The following is a 17,386-nucleotide window of genomic DNA, read 5'->3' as shown; positions in this document are numbered from 1 at the left end:
TTTTGATAATCGAAGATTTCTACAAATTTTTCTATGATTTAACCTTGAAAAAAATGATTTTAGCCCAATATTCAAAAAATAGTCGTGAATTCAATGATATTTTTTATTTAACGGTCACCGATCAAAGCCCAAACATTTCAAGCAAATTGTGCTATCATGCACGGTTTTTCACTGCCACAGATTCAACAAAGAGTAAGCAAAGATGAGCGATATGCATTCCCCTACTTCTCAAGTAGCGGCTCTGATTAGCCGAGGCAAAGAACAAGGTTACTTAACTTACGCTGAGGTTAACGATCATCTGCCGGACTCGATTACTGAAAGCGAACAGATTGAAGACATCATCCAGATGCTTCAAGACGTTGGTATTCCTGTACACGAGCGTGCACCTGAATCTGACGATACCATGTTCGGCGAATCAGCTGATGCAACTGATGAAGTTGCTGAAGAAGAAGCTGCTGCCGTACTTGCATCTGTTGAAAATGAGCCTGGACGTACGACAGACCCTGTACGTATGTACATGCGTGAAATGGGTACAGTAGAACTGTTAACCCGTGAAGGTGAAATCAGCATTGCTAAACGTATTGAAGAAGGCATTCGTGATGTCTTGAACTCAATCGCTTACTGGCCAAATGCTGTTGAAGTTGTATTAAAAGAATATAATGATTTTTTAACTGGCGAACGCCGTCTTGCCGATATCTTATCTGGTTATTTAGACCCTGAAACTGATGAAGATATTCCTGAAGTTTTAGAAGATGTTGAAGAGCTTGAGGAAGAAGACGAATCATCTACAAAGTCAACGAAAGAAGTTAAGCTTGATGATGACGATGAAGAAGAAGAGTCTGAAGGTGATGATGATTCTGAAGGTGATTCAGGTCCAGACCCTGAAGTTGCAAAAGTTCGTTTTGCTGAATTAGAAGCTGCATGGGCTCAAACTAAAGCTGTCATCGAAAAACATGGCCGTAATAGCCCTGAAGCAAATGAAGCTCTTGAGTCTTTAGCAACTGTATTTATGATGTTTAAATTTACTCCACGTTTATTTGACATCATTTCAGAAATGATTCGCGGAACTCATGAACAAATTCGTGCCAATGAACGTGAAATTATGCGTTATGCAGTACGTCGTGGCCGTATGGACCGTAACCAGTTCCGTACATCTTTCCCGAAACAGGAATCTAATCCTGCTTGGTTAGATGAACAAATTGCTAAAGCTCCAGCTGAAATCAAGGCTCACTTGGAAAAAGTTCGTCCTGATGTTTTAGCCTTCCAGCAAAAAATTGCAGATATCGAAAAAGAGCTTGGCCTAAACGTTAGTGAAATTAAAGATATTTCTAAACGTATGGCAATTGGTGAAGCCAAAGCTCGTCGTGCGAAAAAAGAAATGGTAGAGGCCAACCTTCGTTTGGTAATTTCGATTGCGAAAAAATATACCAACCGTGGTTTACAGTTCCTTGACTTGATTCAAGAAGGGAACATTGGTTTGATGAAAGCCGTAGACAAGTTTGAATACCGTCGTGGTTATAAATTCTCGACTTATGCGACTTGGTGGATTCGTCAGGCAATTACCCGTTCTATTGCCGATCAAGCTCGTACGATTCGTATTCCTGTACACATGATTGAAACGATTAACAAAATTAACCGTGTATCGCGTCAATTATTACAGGAAATGGGCCGTGAACCTACTCCTGAAGAGTTAGGCGAACGCTTAGAAATGGATGAGGTTAAAGTTCGTAAGGTTCTTAAAATTGCGAAAGAACCAATTTCAATGGAAACTCCAATCGGTGATGATGAAGATTCGCATCTTGGGGATTTTATTGAAGACCAGAACATCACTTCTCCAATTGATGCTGCGACTTCAGAAGGCTTAAAAGAAGCAACTCGTGAAGTTTTAGAAAACTTAACTGAACGTGAAGCAAAAGTATTGAAGATGCGTTTTGGTATTGATATGCCAACCGATCATACTTTAGAAGAAGTAGGTAAGCAGTTTGATGTAACACGTGAGCGTATTCGTCAGATTGAAGCGAAAGCATTGCGTAAATTACGTCACCCTTCTCGTTCTGAACACTTGCGTTCTTTCCTAGAGAATGACTAATTTTTGAAATCTTGAAATTTCGAGACTAGTCCCCATTTAATAGAAAGAGCTATAAACGCCTGCGATGATGCAGGCGTTTCACATGATGAGGTTACTTATGTTAGACCGCACTCCATCTCGCGAACTCCGTGAAGACCTTTGGGTATTTCCAATGGACTATCCAATTAAACTCATTGGCGATGCGGGTGAAGAATTACGTATAGCTGTCGTTGATATTCTAGTGAAACATTTTCCTGACTTTGACCAAACAACGTTAAAAGTACAAGAATCACGTACAGGCAAATACCATTCATTAACCGCGCAATTACGCTTTGATGAATTGGAACAAGTGCATGCTTTGTATGCAGACTTGGCTGCTTGTCCGCAAATAAGAACTGCGCTTTAATTTTAAAATGCCATGACAAATTTAATGTCATGGCATTTTTATTTATACCAATCTTTATAGAAATAATTACAAATATTTAGAACCGCTTAGGCAAAATACTTTAAACTCATCAAAAGCATACTCTCATAATTTAAAAGTTGAGAGACTTCCCTTCTGTTAAGTACCATGCACAGGAAAATGTTTAATGAGCCTTGATAAACCCACTTTGATTATTCGTCAGTGGAACGATTTACAAGATTATCAAAGCAAATTCGAATCGATGAAGAACCTGACCAATCAACGTGATGAAAATACAGCAGACGAGCTGTGGTTACTCCAGCATCATGAAGTACTAACTCAAGGTCAGGCTGGAAAACCAGAACATATTCTGATTCCATCAAACATTCCTGTGGTACAAACTGACCGTGGTGGACAAGTGACATGGCATGGTCCTGGTCAACTCGTCGCTTACTTTATGTTTGACCTTAATCGACTGAAATGGAATGTACGCACATTGGTCAGTTTTGCTGAACAATTTATGATAGATGTTTTAAAGAAATATAACATTGAAGCATATGCAAAGCCTGATGCACCAGGCGTTTATGTGGATGGCAGAAAGATTGGTTCATTAGGCTTCAAAATTCGCCGTGGACGTAGTTATCACGGTTTAGCCCTAAACTTGGACTGTGCTCTAACTGGTTTTCAAACCATCAACCCATGTGGTTATGCAGGGCTAGAAATGGTCCGCATACAAGATTTAGTGACTCCATATCCATCATTTGAACAACTTTGTCAGGACTTTATTGAGTATATTAAAACTACTGGGTACTTTAATGACCCAGAAGTCAAAATTGAATAAATGATTTTGAGATGGAATAAAAATATATTAGAGTAATTACTCTAAATTTGCTTTTGCATAATTTTAAGAAGGGATAGCAAGTGATTTCGACAAAAGCTGTAAAGCCCACTCTGCAACTTGCCTACGTTAAGCTCATGATGGACGTTGTTGGTCGAGGCTTAGTCATGGCGAGTCAAGTAGATAGTGAAATACAAGAGGAAGTGTCTAAATTTCCTGTTCACTTTGTACTTTCAATGAATGTCTTCCCAAATGGACCAGCATTTTTTGCACGAGTGACAGAAGATAAACAATTAGAACTGCTAAAAAGAGCGGAAAAAAAGCCTGACTTAACCATTACGTTTAAGCATGTAACTCATGCTTTTTTGGTTTTCTCTTTTCAGGAAAGTACTGCTCAAGCCTTTGCAAATGACCGCATGATTGCTGATGGCGATGTATCCGCAGCAATTCGTTTAGTCCGCTGCCTCAATAAAATGGAGTCTCTCATTTTACCGAAATTGGTGGCTTCACTCGCTGTTAAAGAATACCCAACTGAACTTACCCTAAAAGAAAAATTCAACCAAGCTGCAAATATTTATTTAAAAGTAGCTAAGTCTTACTTCAAGCGGAGCGCATAACATGGCTAAACCATATTACGAATTCTTTTGTCCTGTAAAAGTCATTGCCGGTAATGCTGCTTTAGAACATATTCCGTTTGAACTTGCGACTTTAGGTGCAAAACGCCCTCTTATCATTACCGATAAAGGCGTTCGTGCAAATGGCTTGTTAAACCCTATTGAAGCTGCTTTTAGCACAACTGATGCAGTCATTGGTCATGTTTTTGATGATGTTCCACCAGACTCAAGTCTTGAAGTTGTTCGACTTGCCGCGGAAGCTTATCGCACAAATAAATGTGATGCGATTATTGCTGTGGGCGGTGGTTCTGTTATCGATACCTCTAAAGCAACTAACATTTTAGTATCAGAAGGTGGAGATGATCTTCTCCAATATTCTGGTGCACACAACCTACCAAAACCATTAAAACCATTTTTCGTCATCCCGACTACATCAGGTACGGGATCTGAAGTGACCATGGTTGCTGTTGTGTCTGATACACAAAAGAATGTTAAATTGGCATTTGCTTCATATTACTTAATGCCACATGCTGCGATTTTAGATCCACGCATGACATTAACTTTACCACCTCACTTAACTGCAATGACGGGTATGGATGCGTTAACACATTGTGTTGAAGCGTACACCTGTATGGCAGCTAACCCGCTTAGTGATGCCTATGCAAGTGCGGGTATTAAAAAGATTAGCGAAAATCTATTTAATGTCTTAGAAAATCCAAATGACTCACAAGGTCGTTTAGAACTCGCTCAAGCTTCTACAATGGCAGGCATTGCATTCTCTAACTCGATGGTAGGCCTTGTACACTCATTAGGACATGCATTAGGTGCAGTTGCTCACCTGCCCCACGGGCTGTGCATGAACTTATTCTTACCTTATGTGCTTGAGTACAATAAACAAGTCAATGGTCAGAAAATTGGCGAGTTGCTATTACCACTTGCAGGTGCGGATATTTATGCCCAGACTCCTGCTACTCAGCGTGCAGACAGAGCAATCGCAACTATTTTAGCAATGCGTGATCGTTTATTTAGCTTAACCAAATTACCACGTACCTTACGTGAAACAGGTAAAGTTACTGAAGCACAGCTTGATGAAGTGGCAGAGAAAGCACTAAATGATGGCTCAATTATTTATAATCCTAAAGAAGCAAGCTTAAAAGATCTACGAGAGATCTTACAAAAAGCTTGGTAAGTTAAGATTTAGATATCTAAAGCAAAAAGCTAAAGGTCTGATTTTTATGACAAATCAGACCTTTTTTATATCTATGAATTTTTATTCATCATTTTCTTTGGAAATATGGCAAAAAATTTGCTAAAAAATCCACGAAAGTACTGACAATTTGCATCAATTTAGGATAGATTGGCGCACTTTATCTTTTATGTAGGGGGGATCGTTCGTCTCAAACGATCCTTAACACCAAGCTGATCCTTGATCAACGATTATGAGGATAACGCCGTTGACAAACTTATCTGGGACTAAACCAACAGCTAAACTTCAAAAGAATCTTGTGCTTTGGCACATCATTATTATTGGTTTAGCTTATATTCAGCCATTAACTTTATTTGATACTTTTGGTTTAGTATCAGAACGAAGTGGTGGACATGTACCTACTTCTTATATCTTTGCCTTAGTTGCAATTTTATTGACGTCGATCAGTTATGGACACATGATCAAACGCTATCCTTCTTCAGGATCAGCATATACCTACGCCCAAAAGTCAATTCACCCTAATGTTGGTTTTATGGTGGGTTGGTCATCTTGGCTAGACTATCTACTTTCACCACTCGTCAATATCATTTTGGCCGATATTTATTTAAGAGCTTTATTTCCAGAAGTAAATAATTGGCTATGGGTTATTGGCTTAACTGCATTAATGACTGTGATTAACTTATTTGGCGCACGCTTTGTCGCGCGTTTTAACAGTACAATTGTGGTTATTCAACTTGGTGTTATTTTTTACTTTGTTTATCAAGTATATATTCTTCTTACCCAAGGCGTATATGCTGATGGTACGCTTAATCCCGATAAAGCCGAATTATGGTCATTAACTCCTTTTTGGAATGATATGACTTCTATTAGTGCTTTGATTGGTGGTGCAACAGTACTGTGCTTTTCTTTTACAGGTTTTGATGCTTTATCTTCACTTGCAGAAGAAACTAAAGATGCTGAAAAAACGCTTCCAAAAGCGATTTTCTCAACAGCATTGCTCGCAGGTATTATTTTTATTGTAAGCACTTACTTTATCCAGTTGTATTTCCCTAGCAACCCAAACATCTATTTTAAACCGTTAGATGAATCACAACCTGTTATGGTTGCAGCAATTGGCAGCATTGCATTTAAAACATTAGTTTTATATTTTGCTGTAGTTGCAGTAATGGCATCCGGTATTTCAGCACATGCTGGTGTATCTCGCTTAATGTATGTAATGGGTCGTGATGGGGTTATCAATAAAAAGCTGTTTGGTCATATTAGCCCAAGATTGCATACTCCGACTTACAATATTCTTATTGTTGGTGTGGTTGCCTTATCTGCTGGTTTTTTAGACCTTGAGCATATTGTTAACTTAATTAGTTTCGGCGCCTTAACTGCTTTTAGTTTTGTAAATTTCTCGGTGATTTCGCGCTACGCACTTAGAGATGGTAAAAACAAATCTATCAAAGATATTATTAATTACATTATTGTACCAACGCTTGGCTTTGCTAGTGTGTTCTTAATGTGGTTAGAAATTGACAAGCTTGCTTTGCAAATTGGCTTAGCTTGGGCAGTGTTTGGAGTAGGTTATCTTGCCTATAAAACCAAAGGCTTTAAATATAATGCTCCTCAACATAATGAGCATGAATAATAAAAAAGGCGCTTAAAAGCGCCTTTTTTATGGACTCATTAACCATATATTTTATTTACAACGGCTTGTACACGTTTTGCATAAACTTTAGCTGTTTCCAAATCTCCTGTTGGAATTTCATCTACACTTGCATCCGAAGGTGATTGAACTAAAAGTCCTACCGAACCGCCTAAGTTGTTTACATCTTCACGTGTTGCATCTTTTGTATTCGCTGGCAATAAACCCAGACTCACCCAAATGCCACCATGCTGTGATGCTAAAGTTTGCAGCTGGATAAGCGTAACTTGTTTATCCCCATTTAAACTTGCACTATTCGTAAAGCCTGCAAATACTTTATCTTGCCAACCACGTGTAAACCAAACCTTTGAAGTTGCATCAGCAAATTTTTTAAATTGCCATGGTGCTGTACCCATATAGGTCGGCGCACCAAACACAATACCTTTTGCATTATTCAATGTTTCCCAATCTTGCTCAGTGATATTACCTTCCTGATCAATCTGGATAAGTTGAGCATTAATTTCATTAGCAAAAGTTTCAGCCACTACTTTAGTGTGGCCATAACCTGAGAAATATACAACCGCAATATTAGAATTAGACATGGAAGAAAACCTATGTTTTATTAAATTCCATTTAATGATATATTTTAGATACTAGGTGTCAATTAGTTACCATTTGGTAACTATCTTATTTTTTTAGAAAAGAGAGGGTAAATTAGATGAATGAATGTTTAAAATATAATATTTTTCAACAACATTGCCCTGCTCGACTGTTTTTTGAAAAAATTGCAGACAAATGGGTTTTACTCATCTTAAATATTCTTGAGCATGAAACTCAGCACTTCAACTTACTTAAAAAAAATATTGAAGGGATTTCACCTAAGGTCTTGTCTCAGAAGTTAAAAATGTTAGAGAGAGACGGTTTTATCGAACGAAAAATTCAGGATACTTCCCCTATTCGTGTCGATTATTCCCTCACGCCACTTGGGCAAAATGTAGCTGCTATGGCATATCAGTTAAAAGAATGGGCTGAAACTAATATTGAGCAAGTTTTAGCAGCCCAAATGACTTATGATGAAAAAGTGCTAGAGCAAGTTTGAATAAAAATAAGGCCACTAAGGGCCTTATTTTTATTTAGTACTTAAGAAATTAACCTAATTTTTTAAAGCCTTGCTGACGCCATGCTTCATATACAATTACGGCAGTTGCATTAGATAAGTTTAAACTTCTTGAGTTTTCTGCCATTGGTAAACGAATCCATTGTTCTTGAGGGAACATCAGACGAACATGTTCAGGCAAACCGCGTGTTTCTGGCCCCATCAATAAAGCCACAGGTCTATTTAAATCAACTGTATGAGGCGTAGCAGAACCTTTCGTAGTTAAAGGAAAAACATGCTCAACACCTTTTGCTTTTAAGTCCGCAAGACAAAGCTCTATGTTGTCCCAAATTTGCATTCTTGCCCATTCATGATAATCAAGCCCTGCACGTTTAAGCTTTTTATCATCAAGTTCAAAGCCTAAAGGCTTAACTAAATGCAATTGAGCGCCTGTATTCGCGCATAGACGAATAATATTACCTGTATTAGCAGGAATCTCAGGCTCGTATAGAACAACATGAATCACTTAATTACTCACTTAAATTACTTATTGGTTAGCTCAGGCAATAATTACATCTCTTTTGCAGATATCAATAAGCCGACTAATTCCACTGTAACTGTTCACGCAAACGTACAACCTCACCAATAATTGTGAGTGTCGGCGCATGAATTTGATGTTCTGTCACTTTAGATGCAATATCAGCAAGTGACCCCACCACAACCTTCTGTTCAGGTGTCGTACCCTTTGAAATTAATGCGACTGGCATATCTGGACGTTGTCCATGCGCAATCAGCTGCTCACAAATACGCTCTAATCCCACCAACCCCATATACAGTACTAATGTCTGGTTTTCGTATACCAGTTCGTTCCACGGTAACTCAGGAGAACCTTCTTTTAGATGGCCTGTAAGAAAGCGGACACTCTGGGCATAATCACGATGGGTAAGCGGAATACCTGCATAAGCTGAACAACCTGACGCAGCAGTAATACCGGGAACAACTTGAAATGGGACGCCAGCTTGGAATAACTCTTGGATCTCTTCGCCACCACGGCCAAAAATAAAAGGGTCTCCCCCTTTTAAACGACAAACACGTTTACCTTTTTTCGCGTAGTCAACCAATAATGCATTAATACCTTCTTGAGGAACACTATGGTTAGAACGCGCTTTACCCACATATATTTTTGTTGCGTCTCGACGGCACAATTCTAAAATAGGTGCAGAAACAAGACGGTCATAAATGACCACATCAGCTTGCTGCATTAAACGTAAAGCTTTTAAAGTAATGAGTTCAGGATCACCTGGACCTGCACCCACCAAATAAACCTCGCCTTTAGGTGCTTTCCACTCCTGCAATGCTTGTTCAAGCATGCTATCGGCAACATCTAGATTGTCATTAAAAACTTGTTCTTTTAAGGGGCTCGCATACAAGTTTTCCCAAAATATACGGCGTTCATCTGGATTAGAAATTTTTTCCTTAACCTGATTGCGCCATTTTCCTGAAAACTCAGCTAACTTGCCCATGCCGTGTGGAATAGAGGTTTCTAACTGCGTACGGATTTGACGAGATAGAACAGGAGATGTTCCATTTGAAGCCACTGAAACAATTAATGGAGATCGATCAATAATCGCAGGCACCATAAAACGGCAATGTGGAATATCATCGACACTATTTACAAGTAAATTGCGCGCTTCACACTGCTCAAAAACTGTTTTATTTACTTCTGCATCATTGGTCGCTGCAATAACTAAACGATAGGGTGTACTTAAAAACTTTTCAGCAAAAGCTTCAATAAACGACACGCCGCCTGTTGTTGTAATTAATTGCAAAAGCTGATCTTCAATTGCAGGAGCAACAACATCAATTATTGCTCCTGCCTTAGCCAATAAGGTTGCCTTGCGTAAAGCAATATGCCCTCCGCCCACAATCAGACAACGTTGCTGTTGCAACTTCAAAGAGATTGGAAAAATATCCACCTTAAACCTCTACATCAATCATCTGACTATGTTTAAGCAAAAACCGTGCACAATTTAGATGCAAAGCTTAATCAATAAACGTTGCACCACCCATATATGGGCGTAATACTTCTGGAATCTCAATTGAACCGTCTTCGCGTTGGTAGTTTTCCATTACTGCAAGTAAAGTACGCCCAACAGCAAGGCCTGAACCATTTAGAGTGTGCACCAATTCGGTCTTCTTCTGATCCATACGGTAGCGTGCTTTCATACGACGTGCCTGGAAATCACCCATATTAGAGCAGCTTGAAATTTCACGGTAAGTATTTTGACTTGGAACCCAAACTTCTAAATCATAAGTTTTAGTCGCCCCGAAGCCCATATCACCACCACAGAGCAAAATTTTGCGGTAAGGCAAACCAAGTGCCTGTAAAATGCCCTCAGCATGTGCAGTAAGCTCTTCAAGTGCCTGCATAGATGTTTCAGGCTTAACGATTTGCACCATTTCAACTTTATCAAATTGGTGCTGACGAATTAAACCACGTGTATCACGACCATAAGAACCTGCTTCACTACGGAAACATGGTGTATGGGCCGCATATTTTAATGGTAAGCGATCTGCATCAATAATTTCATCACGGACAAAGTTAGTGACTGGAACTTCTGCTGTAGGGATGAGGTAGTATTCTTTTTCACCTTGAAGTTTAAATAGATCTTCTTCAAATTTTGGTAACTGACCTGTCCCACGTAATGAATCAGCATTTACCAAATAAGGCACATAAGCTTCGGTATAACCATTCTTTAAAGTATGGGTATCGAGCATGAACTGAGTTAAAGCACGTTGTAGACGAGCTAAAGGTCCCTTCAATACACTAAAACGTGAGCCTGTGAGTTTAGTGGCAGTTTCAAACTCTAGTCCGCCCATCCACTCACCTAAATCAGTATGATCTTTGATTTCAAAATCGAACTGACGAGGTGTACCCCATTTTGAGATTTCAACGTTATCATTTTCATCTTTACCAGCTGGTACAGATTCGTCCGGCAAGTTAGGAATGCTAAGCGCTTTTTGCTCAATCTCGTTTTGTAGCTCTGATAAAGCAACTTCGGCAGCTTTAATTTCATCACCAATGGCTTGCATACGTGCCATGATTTCAGAAGCATCACCACCGGATTTTTTAATCTGACCCACTTGTTTAGCACCGGCATTTCGCTCTGCCTGTAACTTTTCAGTTTTTGATTGCAAGTCTTTACGGCGAGTCTCTAAAGATGCCCATTCTTGAACATCTAACTGAACACCACGTTTTGCCAAAGCTGCATTAACGACTTCAATATTATTTCTGAGTAACTTAGGGTCGATCATAATCAATCATAATATGGGTAAAAAACTGGCTATAGTGTAAGCCCTTAACACTAAAAAATATAGTGATCATCTTCATAACGAATAGCTTTCACACAATTCTTAGAATAGATCTTATATTTTATAAGTTATAGTTCGGTACACTCGGTAAATACTCAGGTTTAATATATTTAGCTGCTTCAAAATATGGCAAGGTTAATTCAGACATACCTTCTGCATAAGAAGCTAATTCATAAATTGGATAGACAAAAACAATCCCATTTGCACCATAGTAGAAATTATCACTTAATTGCAGTTTTTCGCGGCTAATATTGTGCTCTTGAAGCCAATTAGTATTTGCATCAAAAAGTGCATCAACCAACTGTTTTTCAACATCTGGCTTAATAAGTTCTTCAACGGTAATGTGCTTTTTATTTAGCAAGTCAAAATTTACAAACTCTTGATGTGACATACCATGTGCTGCCCCCGCAGAGTATGAATATGTCTGGAATGCAAAGGTTGCAAGGTTATAATTTTGCCCTAAATAACGGACATAGATTGCACTCTGACTTGAGCTCGGTTCCCCTTCCGGTACCTCAACAGGTTTATCAGCCAAATTTGCAAAAGCATTCGGGTCTGCTTTCTTTATACGGTTCGTAAAATAATCATTAATCCATTTTTGATTGGTTTGTACGGTCTGAAAATCATATTCAGTGCAGCCGTCTTCAAGACAAACTTTAGGTTTTGGCAGCTTTACCGGAACAACTTTTGCTTGAATGACAGGGACTTCAGCTTGCTTTTGCTCTTTTACTGAAGCACTAGAAGCCGGTTGTTCATCTTTAGCCGTAGATTTTGGCTGACAACCGCTCACCGCAACCATGGCAGCCAACATTGGAAGAATGAAAATAATTTTTTTATCGTAAAGTTGCATGTTAATCCCCGTAAACTTACTCCTACCACTATACAAAGCGTAAGTTTAAGACGGGGTTAAAAAATGTATCTAGGCTTGATATATAAAAAGAAAGCCATCGTAAAGATGGCTTTCTAAATAATCAGACTTATTGATCAATAATATCGGTACCTTTCGGAGGCGTAAAATTGAAGGTTGAAGCCGGAATTGAGGCATTTACTTTAACATTCTTGAAACGAACATAAGTCGTTTGACCTAAAGAATCTTGTAATACCATGAGTGTAGGTGCTTTGTTGGCACCAAAACTAATCGTTAAGCTTTGGAAAGCTCCATCTTCTTTTTTAGGGAATAAAGTGAAATATAACTTAGATTTATCTGGCTGAGTTACTCGGTAAGACTTCATGATTTGGTTAGTATTACCAGAAAGTAATAAAGCCGGTGTATCAGCGACCTGATCATCTAGGCTTTGGCGCACAGCCTGTTGCAGATCAGGATCATAAATCCAGACTGTTTTTCCACTTGTTACAATAGTTTGCTTAGAGGGACTTACAGTTTCCCAATAAAATTTCCCCGGACGTTCAACTTTCATTGAACCTTTAAATGTCTGGTTCATATGCTGAGCACTTAAGCCTTTTTTCTGTGCTACAGTTTTTGTATTCGCTTTCGTTGTCTGTTCAAAATCGGCAGTCAAACGCTGTAAGCCTGATAACTGATTTACCAGGTTCCCAATTGCCTGTTGCTCCGGTGCTGCTACGGGTGCAGCGAACGCTGTAGTACTCATTACAGGAGCAAGCACTGAGGCGCTGAGTGTAATAGCACACATGGTTTTACGAAGCATATTCATGTCATCACCTTTTTAGTTGCTGTAAGATAACTTGCTAGCCTTTCAATTAATCCAGCTAAACAAGCTCTTCATTCAAGACTTATATTAACCGACAAACTTTGTGCTAATCATTGAGAAAATAAGATATTTTGTTATGTTATTCATGTTGTTTGTAGAATTTCATTCATCATCATGAAGACAATATTGATGTATTTCCATAAAAAAAGCCCACAAAATGTGGGCTTTTTCTTAAGCTAAAACTTAAACAGTTTCAACTTTTACGTAGCGACGGCCAAATTGACCTTTCACTTCGAATTTTACTACGCCGTCAGCAGTAGCAAATAAAGTATGGTCACGGCCCATACCAACATTTGCACCAGCGTGGAATTCTGTACCACGTTGACGAACGATGATGTTACCAGCAGTTACAGTTTGACCACCGTAAACTTTAACACCTAACATTTTTGGGTTTGAATCACGACCGTTCTTCGTCGATCCACCGGCTTTTTTAGTTGCCATGTCTCTTACTCCTCGTGATTAGCCTGAAATACCAGTAATTTTCAACTCAGTGAACCATTGACGGTGACCTTGTTGTTTACGGTAGTGTTTACGACGACGCATTTTGATGATGCGGATTTTGTCGTGACGACCATGACCAATCACTTCTGCAGTTACTTTAGCGCCAGCTACAACTGGAGCACCGATTTGAATGTTGTCACCGTTTACAACCATTAATACATCATCAAATGTAATAGTTGCGCCAGATTCAGCCTTCAATAATTCAACTTTAAGGGTTTCACCCTCAACTACACGGTGCTGTTTACCACCGCTTTGGATTACTGCGTACATAACGTACTCCAATCAGCCCGTGTCGTCGTGCCGATAAAGGGATATATCGATCTTAAAACGAACGCCACTGGGGTTATACAAGGCGACAGATTTTAAGTGAAATTTGATCAAACGACAAGTGCTTTATCTTTAACTAAGCAACAGAAGCCATCATTCTTACATAATAAAAATAGCTTCAATTTGATTTTAGTACTTTTCATTGATTCTGAATGGAATTTAAAATACAGTTCCAAACACAACTTGCAACAAGAACAAGCTGTATTCATGTTGACGTTATTAAAATTTATTGTTTTGTCGGAAACACATGGTTTTGCCGAAATAAAGAACAAAAAACTCTTCATGAACATACAAATGATTAATATCAATTGCTTGTTTCCCTGTTTAATGCACTTTTAATTGATACACTAACGCCACTTATCTACCAATACGGGTTTTTTCTTCATATGGTCATCGATTTTAAGCAAGACATTCTCGCTCCTGTTGCTACAGACTTTGCTGCGATGGATCACTTGATTAATGAAGGAATTAGCTCAAAAGTCGGCTTGGTCATGTCAGTGAGTAAACATGTAGTTGAAGCTGGCGGCAAACGTATGCGCCCAATCATGTGTTTACTTGCAGCACGCGCTTGCGGCCTCGACAATATGCAAAATGCACAGCGTCTGGCAGCTATTATTGAAATGCTTCATACCGCAACTTTAGTGCATGATGATGTAGTTGATGAATCTGGACTTCGCCGTGGTCGTCCTACTGCAAATGCAACATGGAACAATCAAACGGCCGTATTGGTTGGTGACTTCCTTATTGCCCGCGCTTTTGACCTTTTGGTTGATTTAAACAACATGACCTTATTAAAAGACTTCTCAACAGGTACATGTGAAATTGCTGAAGGTGAGGTATTACAACTCCAATCTCAGCATCAACCGGATACAACCGAAGAAACATATTTAAAAATTATTCACGGGAAAACTTCTCGTTTATTTGAACTTGCAACCGAAGGTGCAGCTATTTTAGCTGGGCAAGAAGCTTACCGCGAACCTTTAAGATTATTTGCAGGTCATTTCGGAAATGCATTCCAGATTATTGACGATATTTTAGACTACACTTCAGATGCTGAAACATTAGGTAAAAATATTGGTGATGATTTAATGGAAGGTAAACCGACTTTACCGTTAATTTCAGCATTAGCACATTCAACCGGTGAAGAGCATGCCATTATTAGACGCAGTATTGCGACTGGTGGTGTTGACCAATTACCTAAAGTGATTGAAATTGTGCAAAAGTCTGGTGCTTTAGACTATTGCCAGCGCCGTGCCCAAGAAGAAACAGAAGCAGCACTGCAAGCCTTATCAATCTTGCCTGATACACCTTATCGTCAAGCGTTGATTAATTTAACTCGGCTTGCATTACATCGAATACAGTAGATATTATTTTGCCTATGCATATAAATTTTTCAGAACATTTTTTTAAAATCCAGAAACAGCTTGAAAACCCTCAAGCTGTTATTGACGAAAATATTCTCATTGACCTAGTCAATGCTTTACGGCCATCCGATCCCCAAGATACGGATGAAATAGAGCAAAAAATACAAGCCTTTATTGATAGCCTATTACTTACTCCTACCGCTCCAGCCCTTTTACAAACCTTTTTATTACGCCTCATTAATCAATATAAGCAAGTCAGCTTATATGCAGATAGCGGTATTTTGTCTTTAGATGGCTTCTGGAACCAGCTTGGGCAAAGACTTGGCGGCCATTTTCTGCCACTTATTGAAGATGCAAGCCAGCTAAAAATTCTGATTGGAAAAATTTTCTATTTAGAAAGTGATTCAATCTGGTTAAACAATGTCGATGACAAGGATTGGGCAACTTTGTTCGGACTTATTGGGCAAAGTAACAGTAATGTCGATGAAAAGCATGCCATTCAGCGAGAAATGATTAAGGCAATTACTGTCTTATCTTACCGTATTAGTGGTATCGGTCTTTATCCTGAATTTATTAATGCACAACCTGAATTAACCGAATATGAATCGCCATTTTTGGTACAAAACCGTGAAATTATTGAGTTTATAGAGAAGTACAAAAAACAGGATATTTCTAGCAACGACATTGCTGTGCTTCCACCTCCTGATGCCTCTCAAGCATTTGTAATGCTAGAGCAGTGTCGAGACGTCGTTTTAAAAATACGCCGAGCGACCAAAAGAATCGGTGTAAGTTTAAGTTTGACCTATCTTTTGTCTTTACTTGAACAGTGTTTAGATCGGATTGAATTATTACTCTATCTAGTTGTAGACGATAGCGAGGGACGTTACGTTTCTTTAGGAAACTTAATTTCAGACTTAACTAAAGCACATTATAGTGAAAAAAGTGTCCGCTCGTTACTCAGCACGACCAGTGAGCTTATTGCCTTTCAAGTCACAGAGAATGCAAGCCGTACTGGTGAACACTATGTAAGTACAGACACTAAAGGCTTTTGGGGCATGTATAAAGCCGCTGCTGGTGCAGGTGTGATTATTGCCTGTATGGCCTCATTAAAAATTCTTGCTGCACGTATGACTATGGCTCCGCTCATGCAAGCCTTTACGTTCAGTATGAACTATTCACTTGGCTTTATTCTGATTCATGTATTGCACTTTACTGTTGCAACAAAACAACCCGCAATGACAGCTGCCGCACTTGCAGCCACAGTTCAGCAACGTAAAGGCTCTAAAACTGCACAAATTGCAGAATTAGCCGCACTTATTATCAATATTATTCGAACTCAGTTTATTGCTATTTTGGGTAATATCTCGATTGCAATTCCTACTGCTGCTCTTATTACCTTTGCTTGGCAGTTCTATCTTGATGAGCCTTTATTAACTCATACCAAGGCAACTTATCTATTACATAGCCTAAACCCTTTTACCTCATTAGCCGTTCCGCATGCAGCGATTGCTGGGGTATGTTTGTTTTTATCTGGCCTCATTGCGGGCTACTTCGACAACATGGCAGTTTATAGAAAAGTAGGACCCCGTTTAAAAGCACATCGACGTTTAAGAAACTTATTTGGACAAGAACGCCTGAACCGTTTTGCAGAATATATTGAACGTAATTTAGGGGCGCTCGCAGGTAATTTCCTATTTGGTGTAATGTTAGGAAGTATGGGAACAATTGGCTTTATTTTGGGCCTACCTCTAGATATTCGTCACATTGCCTTTGCGTCAGCGAACTTCATTCAAGGTTTAATGACTATTAATGGTAGTCCTGATATTGGCTTGATTATAGTTTCATTTTTAGGCGTACTCTGTATTGGCCTCACCAACTTATTTGTGAGTTTCACACTCACTATTATTGTGGCATTACGTGCACGTCGAGTTCGCTTTGAACAATGGAAGCCATTAGCTAAACTGGTCATGACCCATTTTCTTACCCGACCAAGTGACTTCTTCTGGCCACCGAAACAGCCTCTAGAATTAGAAGAAAATGCCCAAGCCAATAGTGGGAAAAAAGCAGAACACTAAATGTTTTGCTTTGTACATAAAATGTGATGTCCGTCAATTTTGTTGTGATTGTTTTTCCAAATGTTAAAAAAATTTCAAAATGAATTTACGATGATCTATCAGGCTTGAAAAAAAGTGTACTGGCAAGTACACTTTCAACGGCGTTCAATAGTGAAAAACTA

Annotated in this window: 18 protein-coding genes; 10 read left to right on the top strand and 8 right to left on the bottom strand. The window is 39.0% G+C overall.

Translation table 11 applies throughout. The features are described from left to right. The first annotated feature begins 202 nt into the window (after positions 1-202). The 6 genes from rpoD (at position 203) to RFX69_RS00995 (ending at position 6,763) form a co-directional block, all read left to right on the top strand. Positions 203-2,089 (top strand): RNA polymerase sigma factor RpoD, encoded by a 1,887-nt coding sequence (gene rpoD, locus RFX69_RS01020; RefSeq protein ID WP_001281941.1) that lies wholly within the window; start codon positions 203-205, stop codon positions 2,087-2,089. Between the two features lie 97 nt (positions 2,090-2,186). Beyond that, positions 2,187-2,474, top strand: coding sequence for a YbeD family protein (locus RFX69_RS01015; RefSeq protein WP_000887099.1), 288 nt, complete (start codon positions 2,187-2,189; stop codon positions 2,472-2,474). A gap of 184 nt (positions 2,475-2,658) precedes the next feature. Continuing rightward, positions 2,659-3,312, top strand: a complete 654-nt coding sequence (gene lipB, locus RFX69_RS01010; RefSeq protein ID WP_257259935.1) for a lipoyl(octanoyl) transferase LipB — start codon at positions 2,659-2,661, stop codon at positions 3,310-3,312. Between the two features lie 80 nt (positions 3,313-3,392). Continuing rightward, positions 3,393-3,926 carry a hypothetical protein gene (locus RFX69_RS01005; RefSeq protein WP_000626048.1) on the top strand — a complete coding sequence of 178 codons (534 nt, stop codon included), beginning with the start codon at positions 3,393-3,395 and terminating at the stop codon, positions 3,924-3,926. A gap of 1 nt (position 3,927) precedes the next feature. Continuing rightward, on the top strand, positions 3,928-5,112 hold the full coding sequence (locus RFX69_RS01000; RefSeq protein WP_001118410.1) for an iron-containing alcohol dehydrogenase: 1,185 nt from the start codon (positions 3,928-3,930) through the stop codon (positions 5,110-5,112). Positions 5,113-5,377: 265 nt separating this feature from the next. Then, positions 5,378-6,763, top strand: a complete 1,386-nt coding sequence (locus RFX69_RS00995; RefSeq protein WP_000183443.1) for an APC family permease — start codon at positions 5,378-5,380, stop codon at positions 6,761-6,763. Positions 6,764-6,801: 38 nt separating this feature from the next. Here the strand turns inward: RFX69_RS00995 and RFX69_RS00990 are convergent, their stop codons facing one another. Further along, positions 6,802-7,362, bottom strand: coding sequence for a flavodoxin family protein (locus RFX69_RS00990; protein WP_289332955.1), 561 nt, complete (start codon positions 7,360-7,362; stop codon positions 6,802-6,804). Positions 7,363-7,478: 116 nt separating this feature from the next. On the opposite strand from RFX69_RS00990, the gene RFX69_RS00985 reads away from it, so the two are divergent. Beyond that, positions 7,479-7,859, top strand: coding sequence for a helix-turn-helix domain-containing protein (locus tag RFX69_RS00985; RefSeq protein WP_271056336.1), 381 nt, complete (start codon positions 7,479-7,481; stop codon positions 7,857-7,859). Positions 7,860-7,908: 49 nt separating this feature from the next. Here RFX69_RS00985 and RFX69_RS00980 read toward each other — a convergent pair whose 3' ends face one another. The 7 genes from RFX69_RS00980 to rplU all read right to left on the bottom strand — a co-directional run bounded on the left by RFX69_RS00980 (position 7,909) and on the right by rplU (position 13,729). Continuing rightward, the gene (locus RFX69_RS00980) at positions 7,909-8,382 is read right to left on the bottom strand and encodes a tRNA (cytidine(34)-2'-O)-methyltransferase (protein WP_000582207.1); all 474 of its coding nucleotides are present in this window, start codon (positions 8,380-8,382) and stop codon (positions 7,909-7,911) included. 76 nt (positions 8,383-8,458) lie between these two features. Next, a complete protein-coding gene (cysG, locus tag RFX69_RS00975) occupies positions 8,459-9,832 on the bottom strand; it encodes a siroheme synthase CysG (RefSeq protein ID WP_000350922.1) in 1,374 nt (457 codons plus the stop codon). 67 nt (positions 9,833-9,899) lie between these two features. Next, entirely contained in the window at positions 9,900-11,171 is a 1,272-nt protein-coding gene (gene serS / locus RFX69_RS00970) for a serine--tRNA ligase (protein ID WP_000566834.1), read from the bottom strand. 118 nt (positions 11,172-11,289) lie between these two features. Continuing rightward, complete coding sequence (locus RFX69_RS00965) at positions 11,290-12,078, bottom strand: RsiV family protein (RefSeq protein WP_001177768.1); 789 nt, start codon at positions 12,076-12,078, stop codon at positions 11,290-11,292. A 127-nt stretch (positions 12,079-12,205) separates the two neighbouring features. Further along, the gene (gene lolA, locus RFX69_RS00960) at positions 12,206-12,901 is read right to left on the bottom strand and encodes an outer membrane lipoprotein chaperone LolA (RefSeq protein ID WP_001056757.1); all 696 of its coding nucleotides are present in this window, start codon (positions 12,899-12,901) and stop codon (positions 12,206-12,208) included. A gap of 240 nt (positions 12,902-13,141) precedes the next feature. After that, positions 13,142-13,399 (bottom strand): 50S ribosomal protein L27, encoded by a 258-nt coding sequence (gene rpmA, locus RFX69_RS00955; protein ID WP_000201632.1) that lies wholly within the window; start codon positions 13,397-13,399, stop codon positions 13,142-13,144. An 18-nt stretch (positions 13,400-13,417) separates the two neighbouring features. Beyond that, positions 13,418-13,729 carry a 50S ribosomal protein L21 gene (gene rplU, locus RFX69_RS00950; RefSeq protein ID WP_000271409.1) on the bottom strand — a complete coding sequence of 104 codons (312 nt, stop codon included), beginning with the start codon at positions 13,727-13,729 and terminating at the stop codon, positions 13,418-13,420. Between the two features lie 96 nt (positions 13,730-13,825). Between rplU and RFX69_RS00945 the strand changes: the two genes are divergently transcribed. The 3 genes from RFX69_RS00945 to RFX69_RS00935 are packed head-to-tail and all read left to right on the top strand — an operon-like array spanning position 13,826 to position 17,225. Beyond that, positions 13,826-14,125 (top strand): hypothetical protein, encoded by a 300-nt coding sequence (locus RFX69_RS00945; RefSeq protein ID WP_000667116.1) that lies wholly within the window; start codon positions 13,826-13,828, stop codon positions 14,123-14,125. Between the two features lie 47 nt (positions 14,126-14,172). Further along, positions 14,173-15,150 (top strand): All-trans-nonaprenyl-diphosphate synthase, encoded by a 978-nt coding sequence (sdsA, locus tag RFX69_RS00940; RefSeq protein WP_000234081.1) that lies wholly within the window; start codon positions 14,173-14,175, stop codon positions 15,148-15,150. 14 nt (positions 15,151-15,164) lie between these two features. Beyond that, the gene (locus RFX69_RS00935) at positions 15,165-17,225 is read left to right on the top strand and encodes a site-specific recombinase (protein ID WP_000547886.1); all 2,061 of its coding nucleotides are present in this window, start codon (positions 15,165-15,167) and stop codon (positions 17,223-17,225) included. Positions 17,226-17,386 lie beyond the last annotated feature (161 nt).

This window comes from Acinetobacter sp. 148 (assembly GCF_031196675.1).
Classification (GTDB): domain Bacteria; phylum Pseudomonadota; class Gammaproteobacteria; order Pseudomonadales; family Moraxellaceae; genus Acinetobacter; species Acinetobacter baumannii.
This window is presented reverse-complemented; position numbering and strand designations above follow the sequence as displayed.

Excerpts from the sequence above, each read along its gene's own strand:
- rpoD (WP_001281941.1), top strand. The coding sequence starts at position 203 with ATGAGCGATATGCATTCCCCTACTTCTCAAGTAGCGGCTCTGATTAGC.
- RFX69_RS01015 (WP_000887099.1), top strand. The coding sequence starts at position 2,187 with ATGTTAGACCGCACTCCATCTCGCGAACTCCGTGAAGACCTTTGGGTA.
- lipB (WP_257259935.1), top strand. The coding sequence starts at position 2,659 with ATGAGCCTTGATAAACCCACTTTGATTATTCGTCAGTGGAACGATTTA.
- RFX69_RS01000 (WP_001118410.1), top strand. The coding sequence starts at position 3,928 with ATGGCTAAACCATATTACGAATTCTTTTGTCCTGTAAAAGTCATTGCC.
- RFX69_RS00990 (WP_289332955.1), bottom strand. The coding sequence starts at position 7,362 with ATGTCTAATTCTAATATTGCGGTTGTATATTTCTCAGGTTATGGCCAC.
- RFX69_RS00985 (WP_271056336.1), top strand. The coding sequence starts at position 7,479 with ATGAATGAATGTTTAAAATATAATATTTTTCAACAACATTGCCCTGCT.
- serS (WP_000566834.1), bottom strand. The coding sequence starts at position 11,171 with ATGATCGACCCTAAGTTACTCAGAAATAATATTGAAGTCGTTAATGCA.
- RFX69_RS00965 (WP_001177768.1), bottom strand. The coding sequence starts at position 12,078 with ATGCAACTTTACGATAAAAAAATTATTTTCATTCTTCCAATGTTGGCT.
- lolA (WP_001056757.1), bottom strand. The coding sequence starts at position 12,901 with ATGAATATGCTTCGTAAAACCATGTGTGCTATTACACTCAGCGCCTCA.
- rpmA (WP_000201632.1), bottom strand. The coding sequence starts at position 13,399 with ATGGCAACTAAAAAAGCCGGTGGATCGACGAAGAACGGTCGTGATTCA.
- rplU (WP_000271409.1), bottom strand. The coding sequence starts at position 13,729 with ATGTACGCAGTAATCCAAAGCGGTGGTAAACAGCACCGTGTAGTTGAG.
- sdsA (WP_000234081.1), top strand. The coding sequence starts at position 14,173 with ATGGTCATCGATTTTAAGCAAGACATTCTCGCTCCTGTTGCTACAGAC.
- RFX69_RS00935 (WP_000547886.1), top strand. The coding sequence starts at position 15,165 with ATGCATATAAATTTTTCAGAACATTTTTTTAAAATCCAGAAACAGCTT.